Genomic DNA, 26244 nt, shown 5'->3' on the forward strand with positions numbered 1-26244 from the left:
AATTCGAGGTGAAAAAAAGAAATGGAACGATTACAAAAAGTGATTGCGCAAGCAGGTATTGCATCGAGAAGAAAGGCTGAGGAATTAATTCAGCAAGGAAAAGTAAAAGTGAATGGAAAAATAGTGAAGGAGTTAGGAACGAAAGTAACTCCTCAAGATAAAGTAGAAGTAAATAACATCCCTCTTGAAAAAGAAGAACCTGTTTATTTTTTACTATATAAACCAACTGGCGTAATTTCAAGTGTATCAGATGATAAAGGAAGAAGCGTTGTAACAGACTTTTTCCCTGAAATTAGACAACGTTTATTCCCAATCGGACGCTTAGATTATGATACGTCTGGCGTATTATTGATGACAAATGATGGGGAATTTGCAAATGTATTAATGCATCCGAGATATAAAGTTGAAAAAACGTATGTTGCAAAAATTAAAGGGCCATTAACAGGCGAGAAAATTCGCATGTTAGAACGAGGTGTTGCATTAGAAGATGGGAAGACAGCACCAGCACAAGTGAAAATTATTTCTTGGGACAAGCGTAAAGAGACTGCGATTGTACAATTAACGATTCATGAAGGACGTAATCGTCAAGTACGCCGCATGTTTGAAGCGTTAGATTGTAAAGTAGTGAAACTAAAGCGTGAACGCTACGCCTTTTTAGAAGTGGGTAGCTTGCGCCCTGGTGATGCTAGAGAATTGTCACCACATGAGGTGAAACAATTACGTGCATTGGCTTCTACAAAGCCACGCTAATCAATAGTGTGAAACTTTCACCAGTGGAATGCTCCGCTGGTGATTTATTAAAACATACATATATTTATCACTCGTCGAAGAGAGGGGAGACAATATGAAGAAAAATCGCTTATTATTTCGCGTTATTATTCTGCTCATTTTAAGCGGTGCTGTAGGATTTACACTTTATCAAGGGTTCTTTGCTGATAAGGAGAAAATGCAAATCGGAAAAGAAGCACCTAACTTTGTTGTGACAGATTTAGAAGGAAAGAAAATTGAACTAAAAGATTTAAAGGGAAAAGGTGTATTTTTAAACTTTTGGGGCACTTGGTGTAAACCGTGTGAAAAAGAAATGCCGTATATGAATGAATTATATCCAAAGTATAAAGAAAAAGGCGTTGAAATCATCGCGTTAGATGCAGATGAAACAGATATTGCTGTTAAGAACTTTGTGAACCAATATGGTTTAAAATTCCCGGTTGCCATTGACAAAGGACAAAAAATTATAGGGACATATGGAGTAGGACCATTACCGACAAGTTTTTTGATTGATAAAGATGGAAAAGTAGTGGAGCAGATTATAGGTGAACAAACGAAAGAACAGTTAGAAGGATATTTAAAGAAAATTACTCCGTAATAAAGAAAGCCTTTACATACGAGGTGCATTCATATAGCGCCTCTGATTTAAAAATTCTGAGTATTGCGGTAACTTGAGGTTGGAATATACAATAGTACATATAAATACAGGGGCGGTGAGAGTGTTGAAAGAAATTAAGTGTGAATGTGGACATGTTAATCCAATAGGAACTGTTTTTTGTGAAGCATGTGGGAAACCATTTGAAAGCAATGAAAATATAAAACTATTGGATATGCGCTATGAGGGGAGTGCTCGGAGATCTCTCACGCAAACAAAAACGATAGTCGATAAAATTTGGAGCTTTTTCTCTTCTGTAAAAGTGGGTGTATGGCTCATTGTAATTACTTTAGCTGCATCGGCGATTGGAACTATTTTTCCGCAAGAAATGTACATAACTCCGGGGATTGCACCAGCTGAATATTATAAGCAAGAATATGGATTTTTAGGGCAATTATACTATCAATTAGGATTTAATAATTTATACGGTTCGTGGTGGTATATGATTTTAATTGCTTCAATTGGTATTTCACTTGTGATATGTAGCTTAGACCGTGTCATTCCACTTTATAAAGCTTTAAAGAAGCAAGGGGTGAAAAGACACCCTAGTTTTTTAAAGAGACAAAGATTATACGGCACTGGTACACCGCAAGATGGTGATTTGGAAAGAGTCCAAATAAATTTAAAGAAAACGAACTATAATGTGAAAGTGGAAGACGGTAACATTTTAGCTGAAAAGGGACGGTTTTCACGCTGGGGTCCATATGTGAATCATATCGGTCTCATTATCTTTTTATTCGGTGCAATGCTCCGTTTTTTACCGAGTATGTACGTAGATGAAGCGCTTTGGTTACGTGATGGTGAAACGAAAGAAATACCTGGAACGGATGGGCAATACTATTTAAAAAACGAGAAGTTTATAAAGGAAGTTTATGATAAAAGTAAGGACAAGGAAGTTTTTGATGAAGCGATTGATCGTGTAGGTGATAAGATGATTGCGAAAAATTTCCAAACGAATGCTGTATTGTATAAAGCAGTCGGCGAAAATATAGCAGGACAAAAACCCAAATTAGAAAAAGTAAAAGAAGCGGAAATTCGAGTAAATGAGCCAATGAAATTTGATCAATTTGCTGTTTATCAAGTGGATTACAAAGAAAGTGAATTTAAAAGCATGTCATTCCATTTGCAAAACAAAGAAAATAATCAAAAGTGGGGACCGATTAAAGTTGATTTAACGAATCCTACAGAAAAATATGATTTAGGAAACGGTTATTCTTTAGAACTATTAAGCTATTTCCCTGATTTTTATTTTGATGAGAGTGGAAGACCAAATACGAAAACGAAATTACCAAATAACCCTGCATTTGTGTTTAAAATGTTTACGCCTGAAACACCAGATGGTGAAGTGAGTTTTGTTGGTATTCAGCAAAATATAGAACCCGATGGAAATAATAAATATAAAATGGCGTTTGCAGGTGTGGAAATGCAAAATGCAACAGCACTTACTGTAAGGAAAGATTTAACGCTTTGGATTCTCGGTATTGGAGGATTTATATTTATGGTTGGTGTCATTCAAGGGATGTATTGGAATCATCGCCGTATTTGGATACAACGCGTTAATGATGAATGGTGGATTGCAGGACATACGAATAAAAATTGGTTCGGTTTAAAGAAAGATATTGAAAGAGTACTAGAAGGTACAATAATTCCGCAGCCAAGCGATAAAGTAGTAGATAAAAAAATTAGTTAAGGTGGGGAAACGATATGGTGCAAATAAGTAGTAACTTTCTCTTTACCGCATTTATTTTATATTTAATTGCAACTCTATTTTTCGGGGGAGCAATTAAAGAAAAAGGTCATAAATGGGCAAATACAGGAATAACGATTACAATTTTAGGATTTATTGCACAAACAGTATATTTTGTTACAAGATGGATTGCATCAGGACATGCACCAGTTAGTAACTTTTTTGAATTCGGTACATTTTTCGGCATGATGCTTGTCGGAGCATTTATTGTCATGTATTTTATGTATCGCGTAAGTATAATCGGACTCTTTGCATTACCAGTTGCACTTTTATTAATTGCTTATGCAAGTATGTTTCCGAGGGAAATATCTCCGCTTATTCCTTCTTTAAAAAGTAATTGGTTACATATTCACGTGACGACTGCAGCAGCAGGACAAGCAATTTTAGCAATTAGTTTTATTACGGGCGTTATGTATTTATTGAAAAATGTGGATCAATCAACGAGAAGTAAACGTACATTTTGGTTAGAAACGGTAGTGTTCACACTTGTTTGTACAGTTGGCTTTATTGGAGTGACAACGGTATTTTCTAGTATGAAATATGAAGCGAAGTTTCAATGGATTGATAAAAATGAACAACAAGTGGAAATGAAGTACAATCTTCCGGCTTTAGTAGGACCGCACGAAGGAAAGTTATTGACAGAAAATAAATTAGAACCGACAGTTGAAGTTCCAGCGATTGTAAATGCGAAAAAATTAAATACAGTAATTTGGTCTGTGTTAGTCGGAACATTGCTGTATATCGTATTAAGGATTGCATTACGTAAACGAGTATCAGCGGCGCTTCAGCCGTTAGTGAAAAATACGAATAGTGATTTGTTAGATGAAATTGGATATCGCTCTATTGCAATTGGATTCCCAGTTTTCACATTAGGTGCATTGATTTTCGCCATGATTTGGGCTCAAATAGCGTGGACACGTTTTTGGGGCTGGGATCCAAAAGAGGTTTGGGCGCTTATTACTTGGCTCTTTTATGCGGCGGTATTACATTTACGCTTATCAAAAGGGTGGCACGGAGAGAAGTCAGCGTGGTTAGCGGTAATTGGTTTTGCAATCATTATGTTTAACTTTATTGTAGTAAACTTAATTATCGCGGGTTTACATTCATACGCATAGAGAAATAAAATAGGAGAGTGAATGTCACTTTCCTATTTTATTTTTGTCAATTTTTCTTCTTTTTTGAGAAAAACATGACAAAGTAGCGGTTGATTTTGTAAAATGATGTCGAGGACGTTATATCCTGTTCAAAAAAAATACATAGTTTTGGAAAAAAATTGAACAAACTTTATTATTCTTGTGAAGCATAATATGGGAAGTGAAACATTTAGAAGCTTGCTTAAATAAACGAGAATAGCGCAACATACTAGTGTAGAAGGGTAGGTGTAAACCGTTGTGGTAAAAGTACACAACGGGTAGAAATGGAAAATGAATCAAGAATTTTAATTGTAGACGATGAGGATCGTATTCGTCGTTTGTTGAAAATGTATTTAGAAAGAGAACAATACACAATTGAAGAAGCGGACAATGGTGATACAGCTTTAGAAATGGCACTGCAAAATGATTACGATTTAATCCTATTAGATCTTATGATGCCAGGTAAAGATGGTATTGAAGTGTGTAAAGGGGTTCGTGAGAAAAAAGCGACGCCAATTATTATGTTGACAGCGAAGGGTGAAGAAGTAAACCGAGTACAAGGGTTTGAGGTAGGAACTGATGATTATATTGTGAAACCATTTAGCCCACGTGAAGTAGTGCTTCGTGTGAAAGCGGTCTTACGCCGTTCTGTACCAACAACGTTCTTTACACAAGATACAACGACAAAAGATGTTACTGTGTTCCCTCATTTAACAATTGATAATGATGCACACCGTGTTACAGCAGATGGTAATGAAGTAAACTTAACACCGAAAGAGTACGAATTACTATTATTCTTAGCGAAAGCGCCTGATAAGGTATTTGATCGTGAGCAATTGTTAAAAGAAGTATGGCAATATGAATTCTTCGGAGATTTACGTACAGTTGATACGCATGTAAAGCGTTTACGTGAGAAGTTAAGCAAAAAATCACCAGATGCTGCGAAGATGATTGTTACCGTTTGGGGCGTAGGTTACAAATTTGAGGTTGTGAACGACTGATGCTTTGGAGAAGTGTAGTAGGGAAGTTATGGATGACTATATTACTTCTCGTTTCGTTTGTTCTTGGATTTGTTGCGATTTTACTTTCACAGTTTTTTAGAACATATTATGTTGATATGAGTGAAGCTAGGCTTCAAAAAGTTGCAACAAGTGTTTCAGAGTTAATTGAAGAAGGTGCCGATGTAAAAACGATTGAGAATATCGCGTACAAATTCTCTGATCCACTTTCAAGGATCATTATTGTAGAAGATGGTAAAGAAATATCTTCTTCGCCGAAACAAGAAGGGTTAGTCACTCTTACAATGGATGATTTGAAAGAAGATAAAGAATTAGCGGCTGTTTTTACAGACAAAAAAGAAATTAAGAATAACATTAGAAAAGCCTCTAATAGTAGAAAGAATAAAAACACTGAAAATGATATTATGATTGTCGGAAAACCAGTGCATTCAAAAAATAAAAGTGCAGTGTTCGTATACGAATCTTTACAAGTACCGATACAAGGTATGGAGAGAACGACTGATTTTATATTCTTATCAGCAGGGATTGCGATTATATTAACAACGTTCTTTGCATTCTTCTTATCTACTCGAATTACAGCACCACTCCGTAAAATGCGTGAGGTTGCTTTTGAGGTCGCGCGTGGGAAGTTTGATGCGAAAGCTCCTATGGTATCTCAGGACGAGATTGGTGAGCTTGCAACGGCCTTAAATCAAATGGGGAAACAGTTGAAGTTTAATATGAATGCCTTGCAGCAAGAAAAAGAACAGTTAGCAAGTATTTTAAGTAGTATGGCAGATGGGGTTATTACGTTAAATCAAGAAGGTGAAGTCGTTGTAATTAATCCGCCGGCTGAACATTTCTTACAAGTTTGGCAAGAGGAAAAGGAAGTAGAGCTCAGTAAAAAACTACCTTCTGAACTTGTTGAACTATTCCATCTCGTTGTAGAAAGTGAACAACAACAAGTGGTTGAAATTAATTTACAAAAAGGGAACTATGTAGTTCTTATGACGCCGCTTTACAACCAAACGAAAATTCGTGGCGCTGTAGCTGTATTACGTGATATGACGGAAGAACGCCGTCTTGAGAAGATGCGTCAAGACTTTATTGCAAACGTATCACATGAACTTCGTACACCGATGGTAATGCTTCAAGGGTATAGTGAAGCGATTTTAGATGATATTGTGCAAACGAAAGAAGAAATTAATGAGTTCGTTCAAATCATTTATGATGAATCTGTTCGTTTAGGTAAACTTGTAAATGAACTATTAGATTTAGCGCGTATGGAAAGTGGTAATGTAGAGTTACATATAGGTGAAGTTGATATTCATCCTTTCGTTGAAAAAATAGGTCGTAAATTCCAAGGAATTGCAAAGGATAAAGAAGTCGCATTAACGGTTGATTTCCAGAATCCAATTGAACAATACCCGTTTGATGCAGATCGTATGGAACAAGTATTGACGAATTTAATTGATAACGCAATTCGTCATACGAATGCAGGCGGACATGTAACGCTTGTAATTAATACGAAAAATAATGGTCTTACTTTTGAAGTACAAGATTCGGGCGCTGGTATTCCAGAAGAAGATATTCCATTTTTATTTGATCGTTTCTACAAAGCTGATAAAGCAAGAACACGTGGGAAAAAAGGTGGAACGGGGCTCGGGCTTGCGATTGCAAAAAATATTGTGCAAGGCCATGATGGTAAAATTGCTGTTTCAAGTGTTGTTGGAGAGGGAACTACATTCTCTGTATATTTACCGAATCGTATAATTTAGATATACGTTTTTAAAGTTGATAATGAATAAAGTTCTACTGTTTTTTATTTTTTTGTAAAATCAATTAAATAAATAACAGTAGAACTTTTTTTCTATCTTAGTCGAATGAAGAATAGCAAGAGGGGTGTCGTGAAGCGATGAAATTATATACGAAAACAGGAGATAAAGGGACAACAAGTGTAATAGGCGGCAGAGTGGATAAAGATAATATCCGAGTTGAAGCATATGGCACGATAGATGAGGCGAATTCTCATATTGGATATGCAATGACTAAGCTACAAGGCGGATCTTTTGGAGATATTTACAATGAACTTGAAAATATTCAACATGAACTATTTGATTGCGGGGGAGACTTGGCGATAGTAGAGGGGAAAATTCCTTATAAAGTAACGGTTGAAATGGTTGAAAGCTTAGAAAGAAGGATTGATTCGTATATAGAAGAAGCACCGCCGTTAGAGCGTTTTATTTTACCAGGTGGAAGCGAAGCCGCAGCTGCTATTCATATTGCGCGTACAGTTGTAAGGCGAGCAGAACGATGTGTAGTGTCCTTGCAAAAAGAAGGGGAAATAAATGAAGTTGTTCTAAAGTATGTAAATAGATTATCTGATTATTTGTTTGCGGTAGCTAGAGTAATAAACGCTCGATTACAAGTAAAAGATGTGGAGTATAATCGCAGTGCAATCGTTTTTCGTGATAAAAACGAGAAGGAAGTGGAGTGATTCACTTTCTTTTTTTTTGTATACTTTTTTCTGTAATATACCAAAATAAGAGAAGGTATGGTGTTAATCAGAAAACGGAGGATGTATATGAAAGTGTTAAAATGTGGCGTCATGTTATTGACGGTATTGTTTTTATCTCAATTACATGTGTACGCAGAGGGAAATCAATGGACATGGCCTGTTGAAGGGCAGATAAGTGATTATTTTGGGACAAGGCATGGAAAACACTACGGTATAGATATAGCGGCACCGATTGGCACGCCTGTGGCAGCTATTCAAGAAGGTAAGGTAACAAAGTCTTATTATTCAAGTAGTTATGGAAACGTTGTATTTATTAAACATGGAGAATATGAGGCCGTGTATGCGCATTTAAATAAGAGATATGTAGTTCAAGGGGATTATATTTCAAAAGGAGAAATAATTGGAGAAGTAGGAAATACAGGAGAATCGAGAGGTGCACACTTACATTTAGAAGTTCATCAAGGAAGATGGACGATGGCGAAAAAGAATGCGATGAATCCATTGCTTGTTCTAAATGAACAGAGAAATGAAGTTGTTTCCTCATCCTTATATGTCGTCCAAAAAGGGGACACTTTAGTTAGTATTGCACGGAAATTTAGTATGTCAGTTAAGGAAGTTAAAGATAAAAATGGACTGCAGCAAGATCGGATTTATCCAAATCAACAATTATACGTAAAGTAAAAAAAGAGCTAGTTAAACTAGCTCTTTTTTTTACCAAAAAATAAAGACACATATAAATCCAGAAATAGCTAAGTAGCTATATAAGTAAAATACTTTCGTTCTTGTTTTTTCGTTCGTTCGAAATAGTACAATAGTCGGTTCAATTAAACCGATTGTCAAACAAAGTAAACCAAGAAGCATACAACCGATTGAAATGGAGTACAGGGCGATTTGTGGTGCTTGAAATGGAATCATCCATTTTAATAAAAATGCAATAAGTGCAGTGTAGCAAATGCTGCCGATGTATTTATTCAACGGTGCATTAGAACGGAATCCTGGAAGTTTTTTTAAGAAAGAGCGGGAAACAACTTCAGTTTGTAAAGATGTGTGCTCTTCAATTATTTTTTGAGCTTCTTTTCCTTTTTGGAAAAGGGATAATATCCAGTTTCGCTCACCTTGAAAAATAAATTGAGAAGTTGTCAAATAATGATCCACCTTCACTTTATTCCAACTCTTCCATGGGTGACGCTCACACAGTTTTAATTTACTCTCTTTTTTTTTATCATACTGATAAATACTGATGCCATCTTCATCGAAAGCAGCATAGTATGTCTCGCTTGAGAATGTGCCTAAATCAATTGGACAGTAGAAAAGTAATTCTTTTTTTAAGTAAAAGTATTCTTTTCTTAAGTTTTTTTTCATTGCTTCTCGAATAGAGTGTCTCTTTTCTTTTTTCATGACATTTCCTCCATAATCCAGAAAATGTTCTTATCTTAACAATTCAACATCTTATCACTTTTCATTATATATGACTAGGGGATTCATAGGGGAAATGCCGAATACTAAAAAATCTGGGGTGTATTGTAAAATATAGTGATTGGTTTTGATTATATAAAATTAATAACTTATTTTTAATAAGTTACGCTTTTTTTGTTCACAATACGATTATGTTGTTGTATAATAAAGTGGAAAATAGAATATCGGTCTATCTTCGGGGCAGGGTGAAAATCCCGACCGGCGGTGATGAACTATATGTGATTTTGTTCTAAGCCCGCGAGCCGTTAAGGCAGGATTTGGTGTGATTCCAAAGCCGACAGTATAGTCTGGATGGGAGAAGATGGAGGTTCAAGCGTTCAAAAAAGATATGGATTTGAACGTCTGTTTGATGTGCCTTAAATTCTCCCTTTGTGTAAAACACAGAGGGTTTTTTCGTTCTATGAAAAAGTAGGCATAGCAGAACCTTTCCACTTTCCATGAGATGATCGATGGAAAAGGAGAGAGAAAGATGAAACAAAAAAACAGTGTAGTGCAGATGGTGAGTGTAGCGATGCTAAGTAGTATTGCATATTTACTGATGATGTTGGATTTCCCGTTTCCAGGGCTTCCGCCATTTTTAAAAATTGATTTTAGTGATGTACCAGCTCTAATTGCAGCAATTATTTTCGGGCCAGTTGCAGGGATAATTGTAGAGGCGATAAAGAATATTTTACATTACGGAATTCAAGGGAGTTTAACGGGAGTGCCAGTTGGAGAAATTGCTAACTTTATTGCAGGATGTTTATTTATTGGACCGGCAGCTTTCTTATTTAGAAAGTATCGTACTGTTAAGAGTTTAACGACAGGATTAATGCTAGGGACAATTACAATGGCGCTCATTATGAGTGTATTAAATTACATCATTATATTCCCAGCTTACACTTGGTTTTTAAATTCACCAGCTATGTCTAGCGAGGCTATAAGAACAACGGTTGTAACGGCAATCTTACCATTTAATTTAATTAAAGGAATTGTTGTGACAATTGTATTTGTAGCGTTATTCTCACGCCTGAAAGTATGGGTGTTTGCAAAAATGAAAAATGCATAAAATATAAAATAAAACCATTAGTAGTATGGAACTGCTAGTGGTTTTTTATTAAGTAGAATGAAAATAGAAAACAAAAAATATCCCTCATATGAATGAGGGATATTTTTTGAAGTTAATAAAAGACTATTCGAATTTTAAAGAGTCGCCATCAAATGATTCATCAGCAACTTTAATTGAGTCAGTTGGACAACCTTCGAATGCATCCATCATATCTTCAATTAATACATCTGGAATTTCAACGATACCTTGGTTATCGTCTAACGTTACAAATGCAATACCTTCATCATCATAATCATAAATGTCTGGTGCAGCAGCGCCGCAAGCACCACATGCGATACAAGTATCTTTATCAACGATTGTATATTTTGCCATCTTTTTTCCCTCCTGATAATATGTATGTGAAAAGCTCGCCATAAAAATTATAACCTTATTGTAAAACGGTTTTTAAAACTTTTCAACATAAAATTATAATGATAATCCTTATCAATTAGAGTGTCAACTAATTTTTGCATTATGTCATAAGATTTTCAAAATACGTAAATGTTATTTCGTTTGGTACAATATACTATATACAAGTACATAGTGCCGATATGATAAGTTTAATGAGTAACATAGAATGGTGCAATCATACTAAAAAGTAATTAAGCTAGATTGAAAGGTGGAAGCGGTAATGCAACTACAATATACTTTATTGTATTGTTTAAAACAATTGAATGGTGAAAGGACCGTTTCTTCTATTTATTATTTATTAAAAGGAAAACGATCTTCGCAAACGTTACAAGATGGAAATATGTTCCGAATTTCATTTTTGTTTGGAATATATAAATCGTTAAATAGAACAGACTATGATCGTGAAGTTGCAAAGTTGTTGCAAGCAGATTTGATTCGAGAAATACATGAAAATACATATTTGTTAACATCTAAAGGTAAAATGCAGTTACATACATGGGAGGAAGTATATGCTTTTCCCGCGCATTTACATGGTTTACACTATGGTGAATTAGGTGAAACATTTTGGAAACGATTATCATTAATTATTCAAACTATATCTAATTTACAACAGAATAATACGAAGTTTATTCCCATTCAACAAGATACAGAAATAATGATGTGGGTAAAACGTTTTTTAACAGGTATACCATATAGGCGAAGTGAATTGGCTAAAAGATTATGGAAAGAAATACATAATCTTTTAGGAAAAGGTGATGTGGTAGAAGCGACGATTGTAACATATAGATTAACAGGATATGAACGTATCGGTTGTACATTGCAGCAATTAGCGGAAATTACGAAACAAGATATATTCCGGGTATATTTTTTATTTTGGGGTACAATTCACTTCTTTATACAAGAAGTTCACGATAAAGAAAATGAATTTCCGCTATTAGCTGAGATTATCTCTTATCCAAATGAGAGAGCTGAATTATTTAGTTTATCAACGAAAAAAACATATAATTTTTGGAGACAAGGACGCTCTTTAGATGAAATAGCAACAATTAGAAATTTAAAGGTTGCAACGATAGAAGATCATTTTGTTGAAATTGCTTTGCGGGAAAAAGAGTTTTCAATCGAGATGTTTATGGAAAAAGACAAAATAGATAAAGTAACAAAAGTAATTGAGACATTACAAACACGTAAGTTGCGTGAGTTGAAACAAGCGGTTGGAGAGGGTATCTCTTATTTTGAAGTTCGTCTTGTATTGGCGCGGATGGAGGGTATAAATGAAGCTTGAGGAATATTTATATAGATGGTTTGGATATTCTGAATTTCGTACAGGGCAAAAAGGGGTAATTACAGATTTATTAGAAGGAAAAGATGTTATAGCAATGCTCCCGACTGGAAGGGGGAAGTCTATGTGCTATCAACTTCCAGGGCTAATGCAAGAAGGAACCGTGCTTGTTGTATCACCATTATTATCTTTGATGGAAGATCAAGTTACACAATTAAAGTATGTTGTGAAAAACCGAGTAATAGCATTTAATAGTTTTCGGACATTACATGAAAAAAGAGAAGCGATGAAAAAATTAGCTTCATATAAATTTATTTTTGTTTCACCAGAGATGTTGCAGTCGGAAGTGTTAATAAGAGAGTTGAAGAAAGTTCATATTTCATTATTTGTTGTGGATGAGGCTCATTGTATTTCACAATGGGGTTATGATTTTAGGCCAGACTATAAAAAACTAAATGTAGTCATTGAAAATATCGGGTCTCCTACGGTGCTAGCATTAACGGCAACAGCGACAAAAGATGTACTCCGAGATATAGCAGAGAGTTTAGATTTGAAGAAAGTGACGCAGCATGTATACTCTATTGATCGTCCAAATATTGCGATGGAAGTACAATTTGTGGAGACGATAGAAGAGAAGAAAGAAGCGCTTTTGAACCAGGTGATGTATTTACAAGGGCCAGGGATTGTATATTGTTCAAGCAGAGCGTGGACAGAACGTTTAACGGAGTATTTAAGAGGAAAAGGCGTGACTGGTGTTGCTTTTTATCATGGTGGTATGGAACATGAAGAGCGTATGTTAATTCAACAGCAGTTTATGAATGACCAGTTGCAGCTTGTAATATGTACAAGTGCTTTTGGTATGGGAGTAAATAAGTCGAATACGAGCTATATTATTCATTTTCATTATCCGACTAATATAGCTTCCTATTTACAAGAAATCGGAAGAGCTGGAAGAGATGGTGAACCGAGTATAGCTATCTTACTATGTAGTCCGTTAGATCACGATTTACCAATTTCAATAATTGAAGATGAATTGCCAAGTCAGTCGCAAATACAATTTTTATTCTCTTTACTACAAGAAAGAATGTTTCAAACGAAAGAATTACCAATAGAAGAGGTAGAAGAAATTTGTTATAATGCAGCAAGATTTAATGAACAATATTGGCGCTTCATCCGCTATCATCTTGAACAGCTTGGAATCATACAACAGCGGAAATTAAAATTAGAGGGCTTGTCAGATGAAATTATGAACAGATTAATAGCTGAAGTAGAAATAAGGCTACGTAATAAATATAGTGAGCTAGAAAACATGAAATCGTGGATACAAGTGAAAGAATGTAGGCGTGAATATTTGTTACAACAGTTCGGTTATAGAAAAGAGAACGAGTTGAAAAATTGCTGTGACTATTGTGGTATTACAAAAACAGATTATAAAAAAAGACAAGCGCAACAATCGGATTTCGACTATAATTGGGAAACAGAGTTACAAAAGCTTTTCGGTCTAGAAAAGATGGGGGAATGATGAACATTCAAAGGCATAATATTGAAGATATGAGTCCGAAAGAAATAAGGCTGAATCTGTATATCACACAGTTCATTATTATCGGTATCGGTTGTTTACTAGCATATGTATTATTCCGAGATATAAAATCGGTGTATAGTCTGTGGAAGTGGGAACCGGTGTCTATACTTATAATAGGTGGCTTGTTGGCGATTGGTATTGTGTTATTAGATTATGTTGCAATGCGAGTATTTCCAGAGTCTTGGTTTGATGATGGTGGTATTAACGATAAGATGTTTCAAGGAATGTCAGTTATGCACCTACTCGTTATTACGTTCATTATCGGCTTTGCAGAAGAATTTTTATTTAGAGGTGTAGTGCAGACGCACTTTGGAATTGTAATAGCTAGTTTAGTATTTGCAGTGTTACATATTCGGTATATAACAAAGCCATTTTTGTTTTGTTTCGTCTGTTTCATTAGTTTTGTCTTTGGTTATGTATTTGAATGGACAGGAAATTTATTTATAACAATCTTTGCACACTTTCTTGTTGATTTTATAATGGGACTCCAATTAAGAAAATAAATGGAAGGTGGTGGTGAACAACATGAGAAAACGAATTCCTGATTTCGAAGAGGAATTAGAAGTTGAGCGAGTGGAAGAAAAAGAAAGTTTACCGCCGCGTAGTGAAATTCATAGAAATAAAGAGAAAAAAGAAAAGTTTAAAATGAATCATATTTTCGTCCGAGTTTTAACATTTCTATTCATATTACTACCAATTAGTATTTTATGGTATACAGATAAATATATTCAGGTGAAAAGTGATGGTAATAACGCTGGGAAAAGTGCGTTTGAGGTCATTTTCTTTGATTCAGCTAAATCTGAGTCTGAGGCAACATCTGAGAAAGTAGTAACGCATACGGTAAAAGAAGGAGAAACTTTAGAAAGTATAGCGAAGCAATATTTTTCAGATGAAACTGGGATTGAAGTGATTAAAAAGTATAATGATTTACAAGAAGATGAAGTGAATGTAGGTCAAGAAATAAAAATTCCGATAAAAGATAAGTCCGCAAAACAGGATAGCTAGTAACATACCTACTATAAAAACGGAGGATTATCTTTCTGCGGAAGGGAGTGAAAAATATATGATATGGATTATCTTATTAAGTGCTCTCATATGTATTGGTATTATATTTCTTCTTGTAATGTATACAGAAGCGATGCGTAATACTGTGTTAGAACATACTTTACTTTTTGAAGAATTTCCGAAAAGTTTTCAAAAAGTAAAGGTGTTTTTTATTTCTGATATTCATAGAAGGGTCATTTCAAGTTCATTAATTGAACAAGTAAAAGGAAAAGTAGACCTTGTAATTATTGGCGGTGATTTAGCGGAAAGAGGCGTCCCTTTATCGAAAATTTCTGCGAATATACAAAAGTTAAGAGCGATAGCTCCTGTATATTTTGTGTGGGGAAATAATGATTATGAGATTGAATATCATGAATTAGATGCTTTGTTATTAGAAAATAATGTGAAAGTTTTAGATAATACAAGAGTTGTATTTGAATCTGAACTAGGAGAAAAAATTTGTTTACTCGGTGTAGATGATGTTGGTTTGAAGCGTGATTGTTTAGATTTAGCTTTGGCTGATTGCAAAGAAGATGGTTTTCGCATATTAATTAGCCATAACCCTAATATAATAAATAAAATGTCTGGAAAAGAACAAATTTCACTTGTGTTAAGTGGACATACACATGGAGGACAGATTCGATTATTCCCATCTAAAAAATATTTAAAAGGTGGCGTATATAAGCATTCAAATATGACTCTTTTTGTTAGTAATGGGTATGGAACAACGTTGATTCCACTTCGCTTCCGAGCACCTGCTCAAACACATATTATTACGTTATGCGGAGGGAAATGATGCCAACTCTAAACGGGAAATATAACATAAAAGCTGTTTCGAATATAATTGGAATTCAGCCGAGTACGCTTCGTGCATGGGAAAGACGATATCAAATTATTGCCCCAAAGCGGAATCATGCGGGGCATCGATTATATACAGAAGAGCATATTCAAATTTTGAAATGGTTAATGGACAAGGTTTCTTCTGGCATGATGATTGGACAAGCAGTTCAATTATTAGAAGGGAATCGTTTGCAGAGTAATGTTCAAAAAGAAATACATTACGATAGAGAAGTTGTTTTAGTGGACGATTTACTGCAAGCTTTGTTAAAATTTGATGAAATTACAACTTCTGCATTGTTAAACGAGGCTTTCAGTATTTATGCAACAGAAAAAGTCATAGCAAGTATTGTTCTTCAAATGTCAAATAAATTGTTAACGTTAAAAAATAATAATGAAGTTACAATGGTGCAATTCCAATATTTCGTATCATTTTTACAAACTCGTCTAGGAATGGTGTATCATAATGCATCATCATTTTCTTCTATACACAAAGTTGTCGTGTTAGAAAATAATATGTTGAAAGGGTTTGTTTTCTCAACTTATTTACGCTTAAAGGGATATGAGGTGATATATATTAGGTCAAGCTTAGCGGAAGATGGTATTTTTTTAGCTGTTGAGCAAATACAACCTACATATGTAGTAGTCTCTTTTGATGAGGAACGAGAACTTAAGAACGCGATGAAAGACATGAATTTGTTGCAAGAAAAAAGTGAGAAACTTTCTGTTGGGTTTATAGGAGAAATAGGTGCTCGAGATCAGTTGAACATTCAAACATGCCTAATTGGTGATACGAAAGAAGAATGGGATGATTGGTTAAAAATGTTAGAATAGTTGTTCGAAAAGAACCATCTATTTTCTATTTCATATAATAAAAATTATATTCATTGGTTACGTAGGGAGGGTATGAGATGAGGCTGGAACGATTAAATTACAATAAGATAAAAATTTTCTTAACATTTGATGATTTATCTGAACGAGGATTAACGAAAGAAGATTTGTGGAGAAATGCACCGAAAGTACAGCAATTATTTCGTGATATGATGCAAGAAGCAAATAAGGAACTAGGGTTTGAAGCGGATGGTCCGATTGCAGTTGAAGTATTTTCTCTACAAGCGCAAGGAATGGTCGTAATTGTAACGAAAGAACATCAAGATGTGGATACAGATGATGAGTTCCGTGACGAGTTTATTGAAATGCAAGTGACTCTAGATGAAAGCGAGCATATACTTTATGAGTTTGCTACACTAGATGACGTAATTAACCTGTCGAATCGTTTATATAACCTTGATGTAACTGGCGGAAAACTATATACGTGGGATGGGCGTTTCTATCTTTGGATGGAAGAAGAGGAGCAAGTTCAATTACTGAAGGCAGATTTTATAGCTATTTTAGCAGAATACGGTAATCCGTCTACAGCAACTATTTATCGTCTAATGGAGTATGGTAAAGAATTAATGGCTTCTCAAGCAATTGAACAAATACACAATTACTTTGTGAAAAAACAAAACCTTAGCTAATATAACAAAGCTAAGGTTTTGTTTTTTATTTGGAGAAACATAAAATATTGGTCTGAAAATGTCAAAACGATTAATGGTATAGCGGGAATCATAAATATTTGGGCGCTCTTTACTATATTTAAAAATATCTTCTTAAGTTGTTATATATAAGTAAAATAAAAAATATTTAAATATTTAAGTATTTTACTTTTCTAAAAGCAATAAAAGGACTATAATGATAGTGAAAACGCTTGCAAAAGGAAATAGTTTGTATATATTTGTTAGCGTTTTCTATTGCATTCCAAATTTAACGGTGTATACTAGGCAATGAAGGTTTACTAAACAAGTGAAATTACAGGGGGTTTACTTACTATGGTAGCCGAAAAGGGAACTCAAACAAAAACACAACAACAAAGGGAACAACATTTTGAACTATTGAATTCGACACAAATTGTTATTAGTGAAGCATTAGAAAAATTGGGTTATCCAAACGAAGTATATGAATTATTAAAAGAACCAATTCGTATGATGACAGTGAAAATACCAGTTCGTATGGATGACGGGACTGTTAAAATATTTACAGGATATCGTGCACAACATAATGATGCTGTTGGTCCAACGAAAGGTGGAATTCGCTTCCATCCGAATGTAACAGAAAATGAAGTGAAGGCACTTTCAATCTGGATGAGTTTAAAATGTGGTATTGTTGATTTACCATACGGTGGAGGTAAAGGTGGAATTATCTGTGACCCACGTGAAATGTCATTCCGTGAGTTAGAAAGATTAAGCCGCGGTTATGTACGAGCAATTAGCCAAATCGTAGGACCGACGAAAGATATTCCAGCTCCAGATGTATTCACAAACTCTCAAATCATGGCATGGATGATGGATGAATATAGCCGTATTGATGAATTTAATTCACCAGGATTTATTACAGGTAAGCCACTTGTATTAGGTGGATCACATGGACGTGAAACAGCAACGGCGAAAGGTGTAACAATCTGTATTCGCGAAGCTGCAAAAAAACGCGACATTGATATTAAAGGTGCACGCGTTGTTGTTCAAGGATTCGGTAATGCTGGTAGCTTCTTAGCTAAATTTATGCATGATGCAGGCGCGAAAGTTATTGCAATCTCGGATGCTTACGGTGCATTGCATGATCCAAACGGATTAGATATTGATTATTTATTAGACCGTCGTGATAGCTTCGGTACAGTAACAAAACTATTTAATAATACAATTTCAAACAAAGAATTGTTAGAACTTGATTGCGACATTTTAGTTCCAGCTGCAATTGAGAACCAAATTACAGAAGAAAATGCTAATAATATTAAAGCAAAAATCGTTGTTGAAGCTGCAAATGGTCCAACAACATTAGAAGCAACTAAAATTTTAACAGATCGCGGAATTTTACTTGTTCCAGACGTATTAGCAAGTGCTGGCGGTGTAACAGTATCTTACTTTGAGTGGGTACAAAATAACCAAGGTTACTACTGGACTGAAGAAGAAGTAGAACAACGTTTAGAAAAAGTAATGGTAAGATCATTTGATTCTATTTATGAAACAGCACAAGTTCGTAAAGTGAACATGCGCTTAGCTGCGTATATGGTCGGTGTTCGTAAAATGGCTGAAGCAAGTCGCTTCAGAGGTTGGGTATAATATTATATCGTGAGAAAACGTGATTCCTTTCGAGGGAATCACGTTTTTTTGTTGAAGTATTAGTTTGAGGTGTTGTATATGGAAAATGAAATGATGGAACGAGTAGAACAATTAGAAGAAAAGGTTAAGAGGTTAGAGGGAGAACTCTCAAGAACGATGAAAGCCCGAAAAACAAGTAACGTTCGGATGTTCGGAGAAGGACTACTGTTTTTAATATTTGGTGCAGTTGTAGTAGGGCCGATTATCGCTTTTGTAATCTCAATTCTTACTTGGATTGTTGAAAAATAAAATAAAAACAAAAAAGAACGCTTGTTCTACACGAACAAACGTGCTATACTCTCCTTAGATAAACAAAACGGAAATGATTTTAAGGAGAGATAAATGATGAAAATGACAGTAGACCAAAGATTTATGATGCCAGCAGATGTTGTAGAACGAGTGGAAGTATTAAGAAACAAACAAAGTAAGCGCGGCACATTATTACAATCTGTAAATAAATTTTTCGGTTTAGATACGAAAGAAGATTGTGTTTGGTTTTACGGTTTTTATGGAGTTGCTGTAAGTATTTTATTATTTATGGTGTTCACATCAAATATTTTCGATTTTCTCTTCGCGTAAGAAATATGCGATAAGGACATTGCTACCGAATACATATATAAAGAAGTAAGGTAATCTTCTGAAGCGGGAGTTGGTAGTAATGGCGATGTTTCCTATAGAGCGTAACTATATTGGGTATGGAAGTTCACGACCGGGAATTCCTCTTTCTAAAGTAAGGTTTATTGTAAGTCATGATACGGGGAACCCTGGTAGCAATGCGATAGGGAATCGGGATTATTTTAATGAAATACAACCGAAAGCTTCGGCACATACATTTATAGATGATAAAACAATATTGGAAATTGTTCCTATAAATGAAGTTGCCTATCACGTTCGATATGGTGTGCCGACAGATAATGACTTATATGGTTATGATGCTAATAAGGCTGCCATTGGAGTGGAACTTTGTTATGGCGGTGATGTTAACTTTTGGGAAGCATATACCCGTTTTACGTGGTATCATGCGTATTTATGTCAAAACTTCGGCTTGAATCCGAAGAAAGATATCGTATCACATAAAACACTTGACCCAGCTAGAAAGATTGATCCTGAAAATGTATTAGGGAAACAAGGTATTAAATTTCAGCAGTTTTTAGCAGATGTCTATCGGATGTACGTTTCGTTTAGATGACAAATATATGAAAAATGAATACAATAAAGATAGGTGCCTACTGCTGTAAGTAGGTTTTTTCTTGTTTTTATAAATAGCGTATTGGTAGAAGACTAGGAGTGAGCTGAGTATGCAGAAAGAAACAGCTATCATAATTGGAGGCGGTCCGTGCGGATTAGCAGCAGCAATTTCGTTGCAAAAGGTAGGGATAAATCCGTTAGTAATTGAAAAAGGAAACATTGTAAATGCGATTTATAATTATCCAACTCATCAAACATTTTTCTCTTCTAGTGAAAAATTAGAAATTGGTGATGTAGCTTTTATTACAGAAAATCGTAAGCCAGTTCGAAATCAAGCGCTTGCGTATTATCGTGAAGTAGTAAAGCGTAAATCTGTACGTGTAAATGCTTTTGAGCGAGTGGAGAAAGTACAAAAAGATGGAGAAGTTTTTCATGTTGAGACAACAAAGCGTGACGGAAGTAAAGAAATATATATAGCGAAATATGTTGTTGTAGCAACTGGATATTATGACAATCCAAATTATATGAATGTTCCCGGCGAGGAACTGAAGAAAGTAGCTCACTATTTTAAAGAGGGACATCCTTATTTTGATCGAGATGTAGTAGTTATAGGTGGGAAAAACTCGAGTATAGATGCTGCGTTAGAACTTGTTAAAACCGGTGCGCGTGTAACGGTTTTATATCGCGGAAGTGAGTATTCACCAAGCATTAAGCCGTGGATTTTGCCGGAGTTTGAGGCGTTAGTACGAAGCGGCACAATTCAAATGCATTTCAGGGCTCACGTGAAAGAAATTACTGAACATACAGTAACGTTTACAGTCGATGATGAGGCATATACAATCCAAAATGATTTTGTATTTGCGATGACTGGTTACCATCCTGATCATAGTTTCTTAACGAAGATGGGTGTTCGGATTGATGAAGAAACAGGACGTCCGATTTATGCAGAGGATACAATGGAAACGAACGCTGAAAATATTTTCATTGCAGGTGTAATTGCTGCTGGAAATAATGCAAATGAAATATTTATTGAGAACGGTCGATTTCATGGGGATGCGATTGCGCAAACCATTGCGTCAAGGGAAATATAAAAAGAAGCTGTCGAAATAAACTTCGACAGCTTCTTTTTAATTGTGCATAAACATATTTTGGATTGTTTCATGAGAATTTGTATTTTCTAATGCAACTAATAATTTAATACGTGCTTTTTGAGCATTTAAACCGTATGTGAATACAATACCCATATCTTTTAATTGTTTGCCGCCACCTTCATATGAATATACATCTTGCACGATGCCATTGAAACAGCGAGAAACTAATACGACAGGAATTCCTTTGTCGATTAATCGTTCTAGACTAGGAAGTGTTCTTGGAGGTAAATTACCTTGTCCAAGTGCTTCAATAACAATCCCATCTACTGGAAGGTTTTCAATTGCTGCTAACAATGTATCGTCCATACCAGCGTATGCTTTTAGAACAACTACGTTTTTAGAAACCTTATTTACTGAATATGTTTCATGGTGTACTAAAGCGTGATGGAATACAACGCCGCGCTTTGTTACCATACCAATTGGTCCATACTGTGGACTCTGGAATGTTGCCACGTTACTTGTATGTGTTTTCGTTACATTTGTAGCGCAATGGATTTCGTCGTTTAATACGACTAAAACACCTTTTTCAGCAGCTTCACTACAGCTAGCTACTTTTACAGCCGATAAGAAGTTATATAGACCATCAGCACCTAATTCATTACTAGAACGCATTGCACCTGTTACAACGATTGGAATAGTTGCTTGCACTGTTAAATCTAAGAAATAGGCTGTTTCTTCTAATGTATCCGTACCATGCGTAATGACTACGCCATGAATGTTGTCTTGTTTTACTCTTTCATCAATGATGACTTGTAATTGTAACATTTCGCTCGGTGTCATATGAGGAGATGGTAGATGGAACACGTCTTCAACGATTAAATCAACATCGCCTTCTAAATCAGGAATAAATTTTAAAAGAGGATTTTTTTCACCTGGTTGTACGACCCCAGTTTCTTTATCTTCCTCCATTGCAATTGTTCCACCTGTGTGTAAAACTAGGATTCTTTTCAATGCTTATACCCCTTTCAAGTTGAAAAATACATTTAGAACATAACATGTTTTGAGTAAATTCGACAATGGAAATGTATAAAAGTATGCCTCGAAAATGACAATAAAGTTAGCTGCTATATATACGATGTATAAAATCACGAAACGAAATGTGTAAATGTAGGATAGGAGGGAGCAATTACATTGAAAAAGATGGAGAAAATTTTTATTCGTATATTAGTAATACAATTCATTTGTCTTTCTGTTGTGCAATTGTTATTTATACATAAGTCATCAGTGAAATATTTATCTAAAATTGTTTATTATGAAGGTGTCATGGTAAAAAACAAAGCAGAAATCTTACAGGTGAATAGGTAGTTTTCATTTTCTTCTATGGAGGATTATGCTACAATAATTGAGGATTTAATGACGTGAAGCAAATGAGAAGAAGCAGGAGAATACCTGCTTTTCGTTTTGTTTTATAAGTGAAAAAATGAGGTGTTACAATGGATAAACGAATTTCAATTGCTATAGATGGTCCAGCAGCTGCTGGAAAAAGTACGGTTGCAAAAGTTGTGGCAAAGAAACTTTCTTACGTTTATATTGATACAGGCGCAATGTACCGCACGATTACATATGCAGCCCTTGAACAAAAAGTGGACATTGAAAATGAAGAGAAGTTAATGGAAGTTGTAAAGAATGTAAATATTGAGTTTCAGCAAGGAGAAAATACACAACTTGTATTTTTAAATGGACAAGATGTTTCTGAAGTAATTCGTACACCTGAGGTGACGAATCGAGTATCTATTGTGGCGAAACATCGCCTTGTTCGTGAAGAAATGGTACGTCGTCAACAAGAGTTAGCGGAAAAAGGCGGCGTTGTAATGGATGGCCGTGATATTGGTACGCATGTGTTACCAGATGCTGAAGTGAAGATCTTTATGCTTGCTTCTGTTGAAGAAAGAGCAGAAAGAAGACATTTAGAAAATATAAATAAAGGTTTCGATTCTAATTTAGAGCAGTTAAAAAAAGAAATTGCTCAGCGTGATAAATTAGACTCAGAACGCGAGGTTTCTCCTCTAAAGAAAGCTGATGATGCATTGGAATTAGATACAACTTCTTTATCAATTGAAGAAGTTGTCCAAAAAATTATGAGTATTGTTTCAGGAGTGTTTGCGAAATAAAGAAAGGGGATAACCTCTTTCTTTTTTTGTTTATATAGAAATGTAAAGGATGCGTGAATTGTGAGTCTCTTTCCTTGACAAATGATTGGATTTGTAAGAAGTTAGTAAAAGAAGGATAAAACTTTCAGAATATATTCGCTATTATATTTCAAAACATACTTTCTTCAAGATGATTTTGCTGTATACTATTTATATAGGTTTAATATATTTTCTAGTGAAATGTATGAAAACTGAGTATGTGATGATAAATTCTTAAACATGCAAATGAAAACATATGTTTTCATTTCGTATATACATAAAAAATGCTTTGTCAATTCTGTAGGGAGGTATTTCCATGGTAGAGAAAATGAATGAAGAAGTTATGGATTCAAAAGAATTACAAGTTGGTGACGTTGTTACAGGTTCTGTAACGAAAGTTGAAGAGAAACAAGTGCTTGTAAATGTTGGATACAAAACAGATGGCGTAATTCCAATTAGTGAATTAGCTAACGTTCATATTGAAAAAGCAAGCGATGTTGTAGAATTAGATCAAATACTAGAATTAAAAATTATTAAATTAGAAGAAGATGATCTTGTCTTATCTAAACGTGCTGTTGATGCAGAAAAAGCATGGGTAGAATTACAAGAGAAATTTACTTCTGGTCATGTGTTTGATGTTACTGTAAAAGATATCGTGAATGGTGGATTAGTTGTGGACCTTGGTGTTCGTGGTTTTATCCCAGCTTCACTTGTAGAAGTACATTATGTAGAAGATTTTACTGACTATAAAGGCAAAACATTAGCCGTGAAAATTGTTGAATTAGACCGCGAAAAAAATCGTGTAATCCTTTCGCATAAAGCAGTAGTAGAATTAGAACTAGATTCTAAGAAAAAAGAAGCGATTTCTTCATTAAAAGAGGGAGACGTTGTTGAAGGAACAGTGCAACGATTAACGGATTTTGGTGCTTTCGTTAACGTTGGTGGTGTAGACGGTTTAGTTCATATTTCACAAATTTCACACGAACGTGTAGAGCAACCTTCTGAAGTATTAGAGCAAGGTCAAAAGGTAAAGGTAAAGGTATTATCTGTTGATGCTGATACACAACGTATTTCTTTATCAATTAAAGCAGCACAGCCAGGACCTTGGGAGAATGTTGCTGGCGAAATAAAAGCTGGAGATATTCGTGAGGGAGTAGTAAAACGTCTTGTTACATTCGGTGCATTCGTTGAAATTTTACCTGGCGTTGAAGGTCTTGTGCATGTATCTCAAATTGCAAATCGTCACGTGAAAAATCCAAATGAAGTATTGGAAATGGGACAAGAAGTAAAAGTGAAAGTGCTTGAAGTCCATGTTGCAGAGAAACGTATTTCTTTAAGTATAAAAGAAACGCTTGAGGAAAATAATGTAATTGAGGATTACAGTCAGTATGAACCAAATGCTGATTCTGCTACTTTCCAATTAAGTGATATTATTGGTGAACAACTGAAAAAATTAAAGAAATAAAGAGGGGTACAAGTGGTAAGGGCAAAACGTAAATTAGATCATATTGAATACGCTCTTTCTACTGGTCAGTCTCGTACGCATGGCTTTCATGATATTGATTTTGTGCATCAAGGATTGCCAAATTCAAGTTATGACACAATAACATGTGAAACAAAAATCGGCGAACTTTCACTAAGTTCGCCGATTTTTATCAATGCGATGACTGGTGGTGGGGGAGAGAAAACGTTACATATTAATGAGCAATTAGCATATGTAGCGAAACATCATAATCTTGCTATGGCTGTAGGGTCGCAAATGGCGGCGTTAAAAGATGAAAGTGAGGCTGCTTCTTATACGATTATCAGAAAGGTAAACCCAAATGGTGTTTTCTTTGCTAATTTAGGTAGTGAGGCAACTATCGAACAAGCAGAGCGTGCCGTTGATATGATTGAAGCGAGTGCATTGCAAATTCATTTAAATGTCATACAAGAGTTAACGATGCCAGAAGGAGACCGTGACTTTACTGGTGTACTTCAGCGCATTGAGAAAATTGTATTAAATAGTAAAGTTCCTGTCATTGTGAAAGAAGTTGGATTTGGGATGAGTAAGGAAACCGTACAACAGTTAGCGAGCATAGGTGTAACGGCAATTGATATTGGTGGACAAGGTGGTACAAATTTTGCTGCTGTTGAAAATGAAAGAAGACAGCGAATGCTTTCTTATTTTAATAACTGGGGCATACGAACAGCAACCTCGATTATTGAAGCAACCTCTACAAATAATAACCTCTCTTTTATTGCATCTGGGGGTATACAAACAGCGCTTGACGTAGCGAAAGCAATCGCATTAGGGGCGAATACAACTGCGTTTGCTGGATACTTTTTACGTATTTTAATGCAAGATGGTATCGAGAAGTTAGTGGATGAAATTGATCTTTTACATACAGATTTGAAATTTATTATGACAGCTCTTGGTGCAAAGACGATAGAAGAGTTACAGGCTGTACCTCTTGTTGTAAAGGGCGAAACGTATCATTGGTTAACACAGCGTGGTATTGATACGACGCATTATAGTAGAAGATAAAAAAATCAACCGTTTGGTTGATTTTTTTGTTTTTGTTCGTTTTAGTAATATAAGGTGAGGAATGGAATTAATATTCTATCAAAACAAAATTATTCCTATATAAACACTATCTTGTGCAAGTTGCGACTGAAAAAGAGGCTGGAAAATGTAGATAGTTTGCTACTGAATTATTGGGGAGGGTTTAATTTCGCAAAGGAAAAATAGGTAGAGATAAAAATAAACCATAGAAAAATTCGGATGTTAAATGTTATTTTGATATAAGTAAAAATCATTAAAATAATTATGTAAAAGACGGTTTCGTACAATATCGAAACCGTCTTTTTGTGTTCATTAGTGCTGATTTTGTTTTCGGGCTTGCTCTGGTGTATCCAGTCCAGTTGCACCCGGATATTGTAGTGATTGGTCACGATCAGATTCAACGCGACGTGATTCTCTTAGTTTTCGTTCTTGACGATCTTTACCCATAATGAATAGCACCTCCTTATTAAAAGTGTTGCTGTTATATGAAAAAACTATG

Annotated in this window: 29 protein-coding genes and 1 riboswitch; of the genes, 25 read left to right on the plus strand and 4 right to left on the minus strand. The window is 35.1% G+C overall.

From position 1 onward, the window contains the following. The first annotated feature begins 21 nt into the window (after positions 1-21). The 8 genes from rluB (at position 22) to JDS82_RS03820 (ending at position 8500) form a co-directional block, all read left to right on the plus strand. A complete protein-coding gene (gene rluB, locus JDS82_RS03785) occupies positions 22-750 on the plus strand; it encodes a 23S rRNA pseudouridine(2605) synthase RluB (protein WP_000440552.1) in 729 nt (242 codons plus the stop codon). A gap of 94 nt (positions 751-844) precedes the next feature. Next, the gene (gene resA / locus JDS82_RS03790) at positions 845-1366 is read left to right on the plus strand and encodes a thiol-disulfide oxidoreductase ResA (RefSeq protein WP_000742206.1); all 522 of its coding nucleotides are present in this window, start codon (positions 845-847) and stop codon (positions 1364-1366) included. A 121-nt stretch (positions 1367-1487) separates the two neighbouring features. Beyond that, complete coding sequence (gene resB, locus JDS82_RS03795; RefSeq protein ID WP_048561355.1) at positions 1488-3113, plus strand: cytochrome c biogenesis protein ResB; 1626 nt, start codon at positions 1488-1490, stop codon at positions 3111-3113. Between the two features lie 14 nt (positions 3114-3127). After that, the gene (gene resC / locus JDS82_RS03800; protein WP_199712736.1) at positions 3128-4285 is read left to right on the plus strand and encodes a cytochrome c biogenesis protein ResC; all 1158 of its coding nucleotides are present in this window, start codon (positions 3128-3130) and stop codon (positions 4283-4285) included. Between the two features lie 302 nt (positions 4286-4587). Beyond that, complete coding sequence (gene resD / locus JDS82_RS03805; RefSeq protein ID WP_000426862.1) at positions 4588-5304, plus strand: DNA-binding response regulator ResD; 717 nt, start codon at positions 4588-4590, stop codon at positions 5302-5304. Then, positions 5304-7079, plus strand: a complete 1776-nt coding sequence (resE, locus tag JDS82_RS03810; protein WP_199712737.1) for a sensor histidine kinase ResE — start codon at positions 5304-5306, stop codon at positions 7077-7079. Before resD ends, resE begins: the two co-directional genes overlap by 1 nt. A gap of 137 nt (positions 7080-7216) precedes the next feature. Next, on the plus strand, positions 7217-7798 hold the full coding sequence (locus JDS82_RS03815) for a cob(I)yrinic acid a,c-diamide adenosyltransferase (protein WP_000781282.1): 582 nt from the start codon (positions 7217-7219) through the stop codon (positions 7796-7798). Between the two features lie 87 nt (positions 7799-7885). Next, positions 7886-8500: a peptidoglycan DD-metalloendopeptidase family protein gene (locus tag JDS82_RS03820; protein ID WP_000866129.1), complete on the plus strand. Its 615-nt coding sequence runs from the start codon at positions 7886-7888 to the stop codon at positions 8498-8500. Between the two features lie 30 nt (positions 8501-8530). On the opposite strand, the gene JDS82_RS03825 is transcribed toward JDS82_RS03820, so the two are convergent. Next, on the minus strand, positions 8531-9217 hold the full coding sequence (locus JDS82_RS03825) for a hypothetical protein (protein ID WP_199712738.1): 687 nt from the start codon (positions 9215-9217) through the stop codon (positions 8531-8533). A 245-nt stretch (positions 9218-9462) separates the two neighbouring features. Further along, positions 9463-9602, plus strand: a riboswitch (FMN riboswitch). Positions 9603-9764: 162 nt separating this feature from the next. On the opposite strand from JDS82_RS03825, the gene JDS82_RS03830 reads away from it, so the two are divergent. Continuing rightward, positions 9765-10343, plus strand: a complete 579-nt coding sequence (locus tag JDS82_RS03830) for an ECF transporter S component (RefSeq protein WP_000810851.1) — start codon at positions 9765-9767, stop codon at positions 10341-10343. Positions 10344-10466: 123 nt separating this feature from the next. Here the strand turns inward: JDS82_RS03830 and JDS82_RS03835 are convergent, their stop codons facing one another. Further along, positions 10467-10715, minus strand: coding sequence for a ferredoxin (locus JDS82_RS03835; RefSeq protein WP_001151994.1), 249 nt, complete (start codon positions 10713-10715; stop codon positions 10467-10469). 298 nt (positions 10716-11013) lie between these two features. Here JDS82_RS03835 and JDS82_RS03840 point away from each other — a divergent pair, with 298 nt between their 5' ends. The 12 genes from JDS82_RS03840 (at position 11014) to JDS82_RS03895 (ending at position 21011) form a co-directional block, all read left to right on the plus strand. Further along, a complete protein-coding gene (locus JDS82_RS03840; protein WP_199712739.1) occupies positions 11014-12075 on the plus strand; it encodes a YpbB family protein in 1062 nt (353 codons plus the stop codon). Beyond that, positions 12065-13594: a RecQ family ATP-dependent DNA helicase gene (locus JDS82_RS03845; RefSeq protein WP_046958919.1), complete on the plus strand. Its 1530-nt coding sequence runs from the start codon at positions 12065-12067 to the stop codon at positions 13592-13594. The genes JDS82_RS03840 and JDS82_RS03845 overlap by 11 nt, the downstream gene beginning before the upstream one ends. After that, positions 13594-14157 carry a CPBP family intramembrane glutamic endopeptidase gene (locus JDS82_RS03850; RefSeq protein WP_001025770.1) on the plus strand — a complete coding sequence of 188 codons (564 nt, stop codon included), beginning with the start codon at positions 13594-13596 and terminating at the stop codon, positions 14155-14157. Before JDS82_RS03845 ends, JDS82_RS03850 begins: the two co-directional genes overlap by 1 nt. Positions 14158-14179: 22 nt before the next feature. Then, positions 14180-14659 (plus strand): LysM peptidoglycan-binding domain-containing protein, encoded by a 480-nt coding sequence (locus JDS82_RS03855; protein WP_001231546.1) that lies wholly within the window; start codon positions 14180-14182, stop codon positions 14657-14659. A gap of 58 nt (positions 14660-14717) precedes the next feature. Further along, positions 14718-15494 (plus strand): metallophosphoesterase, encoded by a 777-nt coding sequence (locus JDS82_RS03860; protein ID WP_199712740.1) that lies wholly within the window; start codon positions 14718-14720, stop codon positions 15492-15494. Further along, on the plus strand, positions 15494-16369 hold the full coding sequence (locus JDS82_RS03865) for a MerR family transcriptional regulator (protein ID WP_199712741.1): 876 nt from the start codon (positions 15494-15496) through the stop codon (positions 16367-16369). The genes JDS82_RS03860 and JDS82_RS03865 overlap by 1 nt, the downstream gene beginning before the upstream one ends. A 77-nt stretch (positions 16370-16446) precedes the next feature. Next, the gene (locus JDS82_RS03870) at positions 16447-17055 is read left to right on the plus strand and encodes a genetic competence negative regulator (RefSeq protein ID WP_001235391.1); all 609 of its coding nucleotides are present in this window, start codon (positions 16447-16449) and stop codon (positions 17053-17055) included. A gap of 351 nt (positions 17056-17406) precedes the next feature. Continuing rightward, a complete protein-coding gene (gene gudB / locus JDS82_RS03875) occupies positions 17407-18693 on the plus strand; it encodes an NAD-specific glutamate dehydrogenase (RefSeq protein ID WP_000225171.1) in 1287 nt (428 codons plus the stop codon). A gap of 78 nt (positions 18694-18771) precedes the next feature. Next, a complete protein-coding gene (locus tag JDS82_RS03880; RefSeq protein WP_000426773.1) occupies positions 18772-18981 on the plus strand; it encodes a hypothetical protein in 210 nt (69 codons plus the stop codon). A gap of 93 nt (positions 18982-19074) precedes the next feature. Continuing rightward, a complete protein-coding gene (locus tag JDS82_RS03885; protein ID WP_001983018.1) occupies positions 19075-19311 on the plus strand; it encodes a DUF3961 domain-containing protein in 237 nt (78 codons plus the stop codon). Positions 19312-19390: 79 nt separating this feature from the next. After that, positions 19391-19921, plus strand: a complete 531-nt coding sequence (locus JDS82_RS03890; RefSeq protein ID WP_001240648.1) for a peptidoglycan recognition protein family protein — start codon at positions 19391-19393, stop codon at positions 19919-19921. A 109-nt stretch (positions 19922-20030) separates the two neighbouring features. Continuing rightward, on the plus strand, positions 20031-21011 hold the full coding sequence (locus JDS82_RS03895) for a YpdA family putative bacillithiol disulfide reductase (protein WP_001168483.1): 981 nt from the start codon (positions 20031-20033) through the stop codon (positions 21009-21011). Between the two features lie 36 nt (positions 21012-21047). Here JDS82_RS03895 and ansA read toward each other — a convergent pair whose 3' ends face one another. Beyond that, positions 21048-22022 carry an asparaginase gene (gene ansA, locus JDS82_RS03900; RefSeq protein WP_000822014.1) on the minus strand — a complete coding sequence of 325 codons (975 nt, stop codon included), beginning with the start codon at positions 22020-22022 and terminating at the stop codon, positions 21048-21050. 180 nt (positions 22023-22202) lie between these two features. Here ansA and JDS82_RS03905 point away from each other — a divergent pair, with 180 nt between their 5' ends. From JDS82_RS03905 to JDS82_RS03920, 4 genes are all read left to right on the plus strand, one after another. Next, positions 22203-22376: a YpfB family protein gene (locus tag JDS82_RS03905; protein WP_000738047.1), complete on the plus strand. Its 174-nt coding sequence runs from the start codon at positions 22203-22205 to the stop codon at positions 22374-22376. A 128-nt stretch (positions 22377-22504) separates the two neighbouring features. Next, positions 22505-23182, plus strand: coding sequence for a (d)CMP kinase (gene cmk, locus JDS82_RS03910; protein ID WP_000361262.1), 678 nt, complete (start codon positions 22505-22507; stop codon positions 23180-23182). A 334-nt stretch (positions 23183-23516) separates the two neighbouring features. After that, positions 23517-24665 (plus strand): 30S ribosomal protein S1, encoded by a 1149-nt coding sequence (gene rpsA / locus JDS82_RS03915; protein WP_000229549.1) that lies wholly within the window; start codon positions 23517-23519, stop codon positions 24663-24665. A 12-nt stretch (positions 24666-24677) separates the two neighbouring features. Then, entirely contained in the window at positions 24678-25727 is a 1050-nt protein-coding gene (locus JDS82_RS03920; RefSeq protein ID WP_000251027.1) for a type 2 isopentenyl-diphosphate Delta-isomerase, read from the plus strand. A 330-nt stretch (positions 25728-26057) separates the two neighbouring features. Here JDS82_RS03920 and JDS82_RS03925 read toward each other — a convergent pair whose 3' ends face one another. After that, positions 26058-26192: a YpzI family protein gene (locus JDS82_RS03925; protein WP_000513900.1), complete on the minus strand. Its 135-nt coding sequence runs from the start codon at positions 26190-26192 to the stop codon at positions 26058-26060. Between the last annotated feature and the right edge of the window lie 52 nt (positions 26193-26244).

Origin of the sequence: Bacillus cereus group sp. N14 (genome assembly GCF_016483555.1) — a bacterium.
In the GTDB taxonomy this organism is placed as follows: Bacteria; Bacillota; Bacilli; order Bacillales; family Bacillaceae_G; genus Bacillus_A; species Bacillus_A wiedmannii.

Coding starts and splice junctions, on each gene's coding strand:
- rluB (WP_000440552.1), top strand. CDS start 22: ATGGAACGATTACAAAAAGTGATTGCGCAAGCAGGTATTGCATCGAGA.
- resA (WP_000742206.1), top strand. CDS start 845: ATGAAGAAAAATCGCTTATTATTTCGCGTTATTATTCTGCTCATTTTA.
- resC (WP_199712736.1), top strand. CDS start 3,128: ATGGTGCAAATAAGTAGTAACTTTCTCTTTACCGCATTTATTTTATAT.
- resD (WP_000426862.1), top strand. CDS start 4,588: ATGGAAAATGAATCAAGAATTTTAATTGTAGACGATGAGGATCGTATT.
- resE (WP_199712737.1), top strand. CDS start 5,304: ATGCTTTGGAGAAGTGTAGTAGGGAAGTTATGGATGACTATATTACTT.
- JDS82_RS03815 (WP_000781282.1), top strand. CDS start 7,217: ATGAAATTATATACGAAAACAGGAGATAAAGGGACAACAAGTGTAATA.
- JDS82_RS03820 (WP_000866129.1), top strand. CDS start 7,886: ATGAAAGTGTTAAAATGTGGCGTCATGTTATTGACGGTATTGTTTTTA.
- JDS82_RS03825 (WP_199712738.1), bottom strand. CDS start 9,217: ATGAAAAAAGAAAAGAGACACTCTATTCGAGAAGCAATGAAAAAAAAC.
- JDS82_RS03830 (WP_000810851.1), top strand. CDS start 9,765: ATGAAACAAAAAAACAGTGTAGTGCAGATGGTGAGTGTAGCGATGCTA.
- JDS82_RS03835 (WP_001151994.1), bottom strand. CDS start 10,715: ATGGCAAAATATACAATCGTTGATAAAGATACTTGTATCGCATGTGGT.
- JDS82_RS03840 (WP_199712739.1), top strand. CDS start 11,014: ATGCAACTACAATATACTTTATTGTATTGTTTAAAACAATTGAATGGT.
- JDS82_RS03845 (WP_046958919.1), top strand. CDS start 12,065: ATGAAGCTTGAGGAATATTTATATAGATGGTTTGGATATTCTGAATTT.
- JDS82_RS03850 (WP_001025770.1), top strand. CDS start 13,594: ATGAACATTCAAAGGCATAATATTGAAGATATGAGTCCGAAAGAAATA.
- JDS82_RS03855 (WP_001231546.1), top strand. CDS start 14,180: ATGAGAAAACGAATTCCTGATTTCGAAGAGGAATTAGAAGTTGAGCGA.
- JDS82_RS03860 (WP_199712740.1), top strand. CDS start 14,718: ATGATATGGATTATCTTATTAAGTGCTCTCATATGTATTGGTATTATA.
- JDS82_RS03865 (WP_199712741.1), top strand. CDS start 15,494: ATGCCAACTCTAAACGGGAAATATAACATAAAAGCTGTTTCGAATATA.
- JDS82_RS03870 (WP_001235391.1), top strand. CDS start 16,447: ATGAGGCTGGAACGATTAAATTACAATAAGATAAAAATTTTCTTAACA.
- gudB (WP_000225171.1), top strand. CDS start 17,407: ATGGTAGCCGAAAAGGGAACTCAAACAAAAACACAACAACAAAGGGAA.
- JDS82_RS03880 (WP_000426773.1), top strand. CDS start 18,772: ATGGAAAATGAAATGATGGAACGAGTAGAACAATTAGAAGAAAAGGTT.
- JDS82_RS03885 (WP_001983018.1), top strand. CDS start 19,075: ATGATGAAAATGACAGTAGACCAAAGATTTATGATGCCAGCAGATGTT.
- JDS82_RS03890 (WP_001240648.1), top strand. CDS start 19,391: ATGGCGATGTTTCCTATAGAGCGTAACTATATTGGGTATGGAAGTTCA.
- JDS82_RS03895 (WP_001168483.1), top strand. CDS start 20,031: ATGCAGAAAGAAACAGCTATCATAATTGGAGGCGGTCCGTGCGGATTA.
- cmk (WP_000361262.1), top strand. CDS start 22,505: ATGGATAAACGAATTTCAATTGCTATAGATGGTCCAGCAGCTGCTGGA.
- rpsA (WP_000229549.1), top strand. CDS start 23,517: ATGGTAGAGAAAATGAATGAAGAAGTTATGGATTCAAAAGAATTACAA.
- JDS82_RS03925 (WP_000513900.1), bottom strand. CDS start 26,192: ATGGGTAAAGATCGTCAAGAACGAAAACTAAGAGAATCACGTCGCGTT.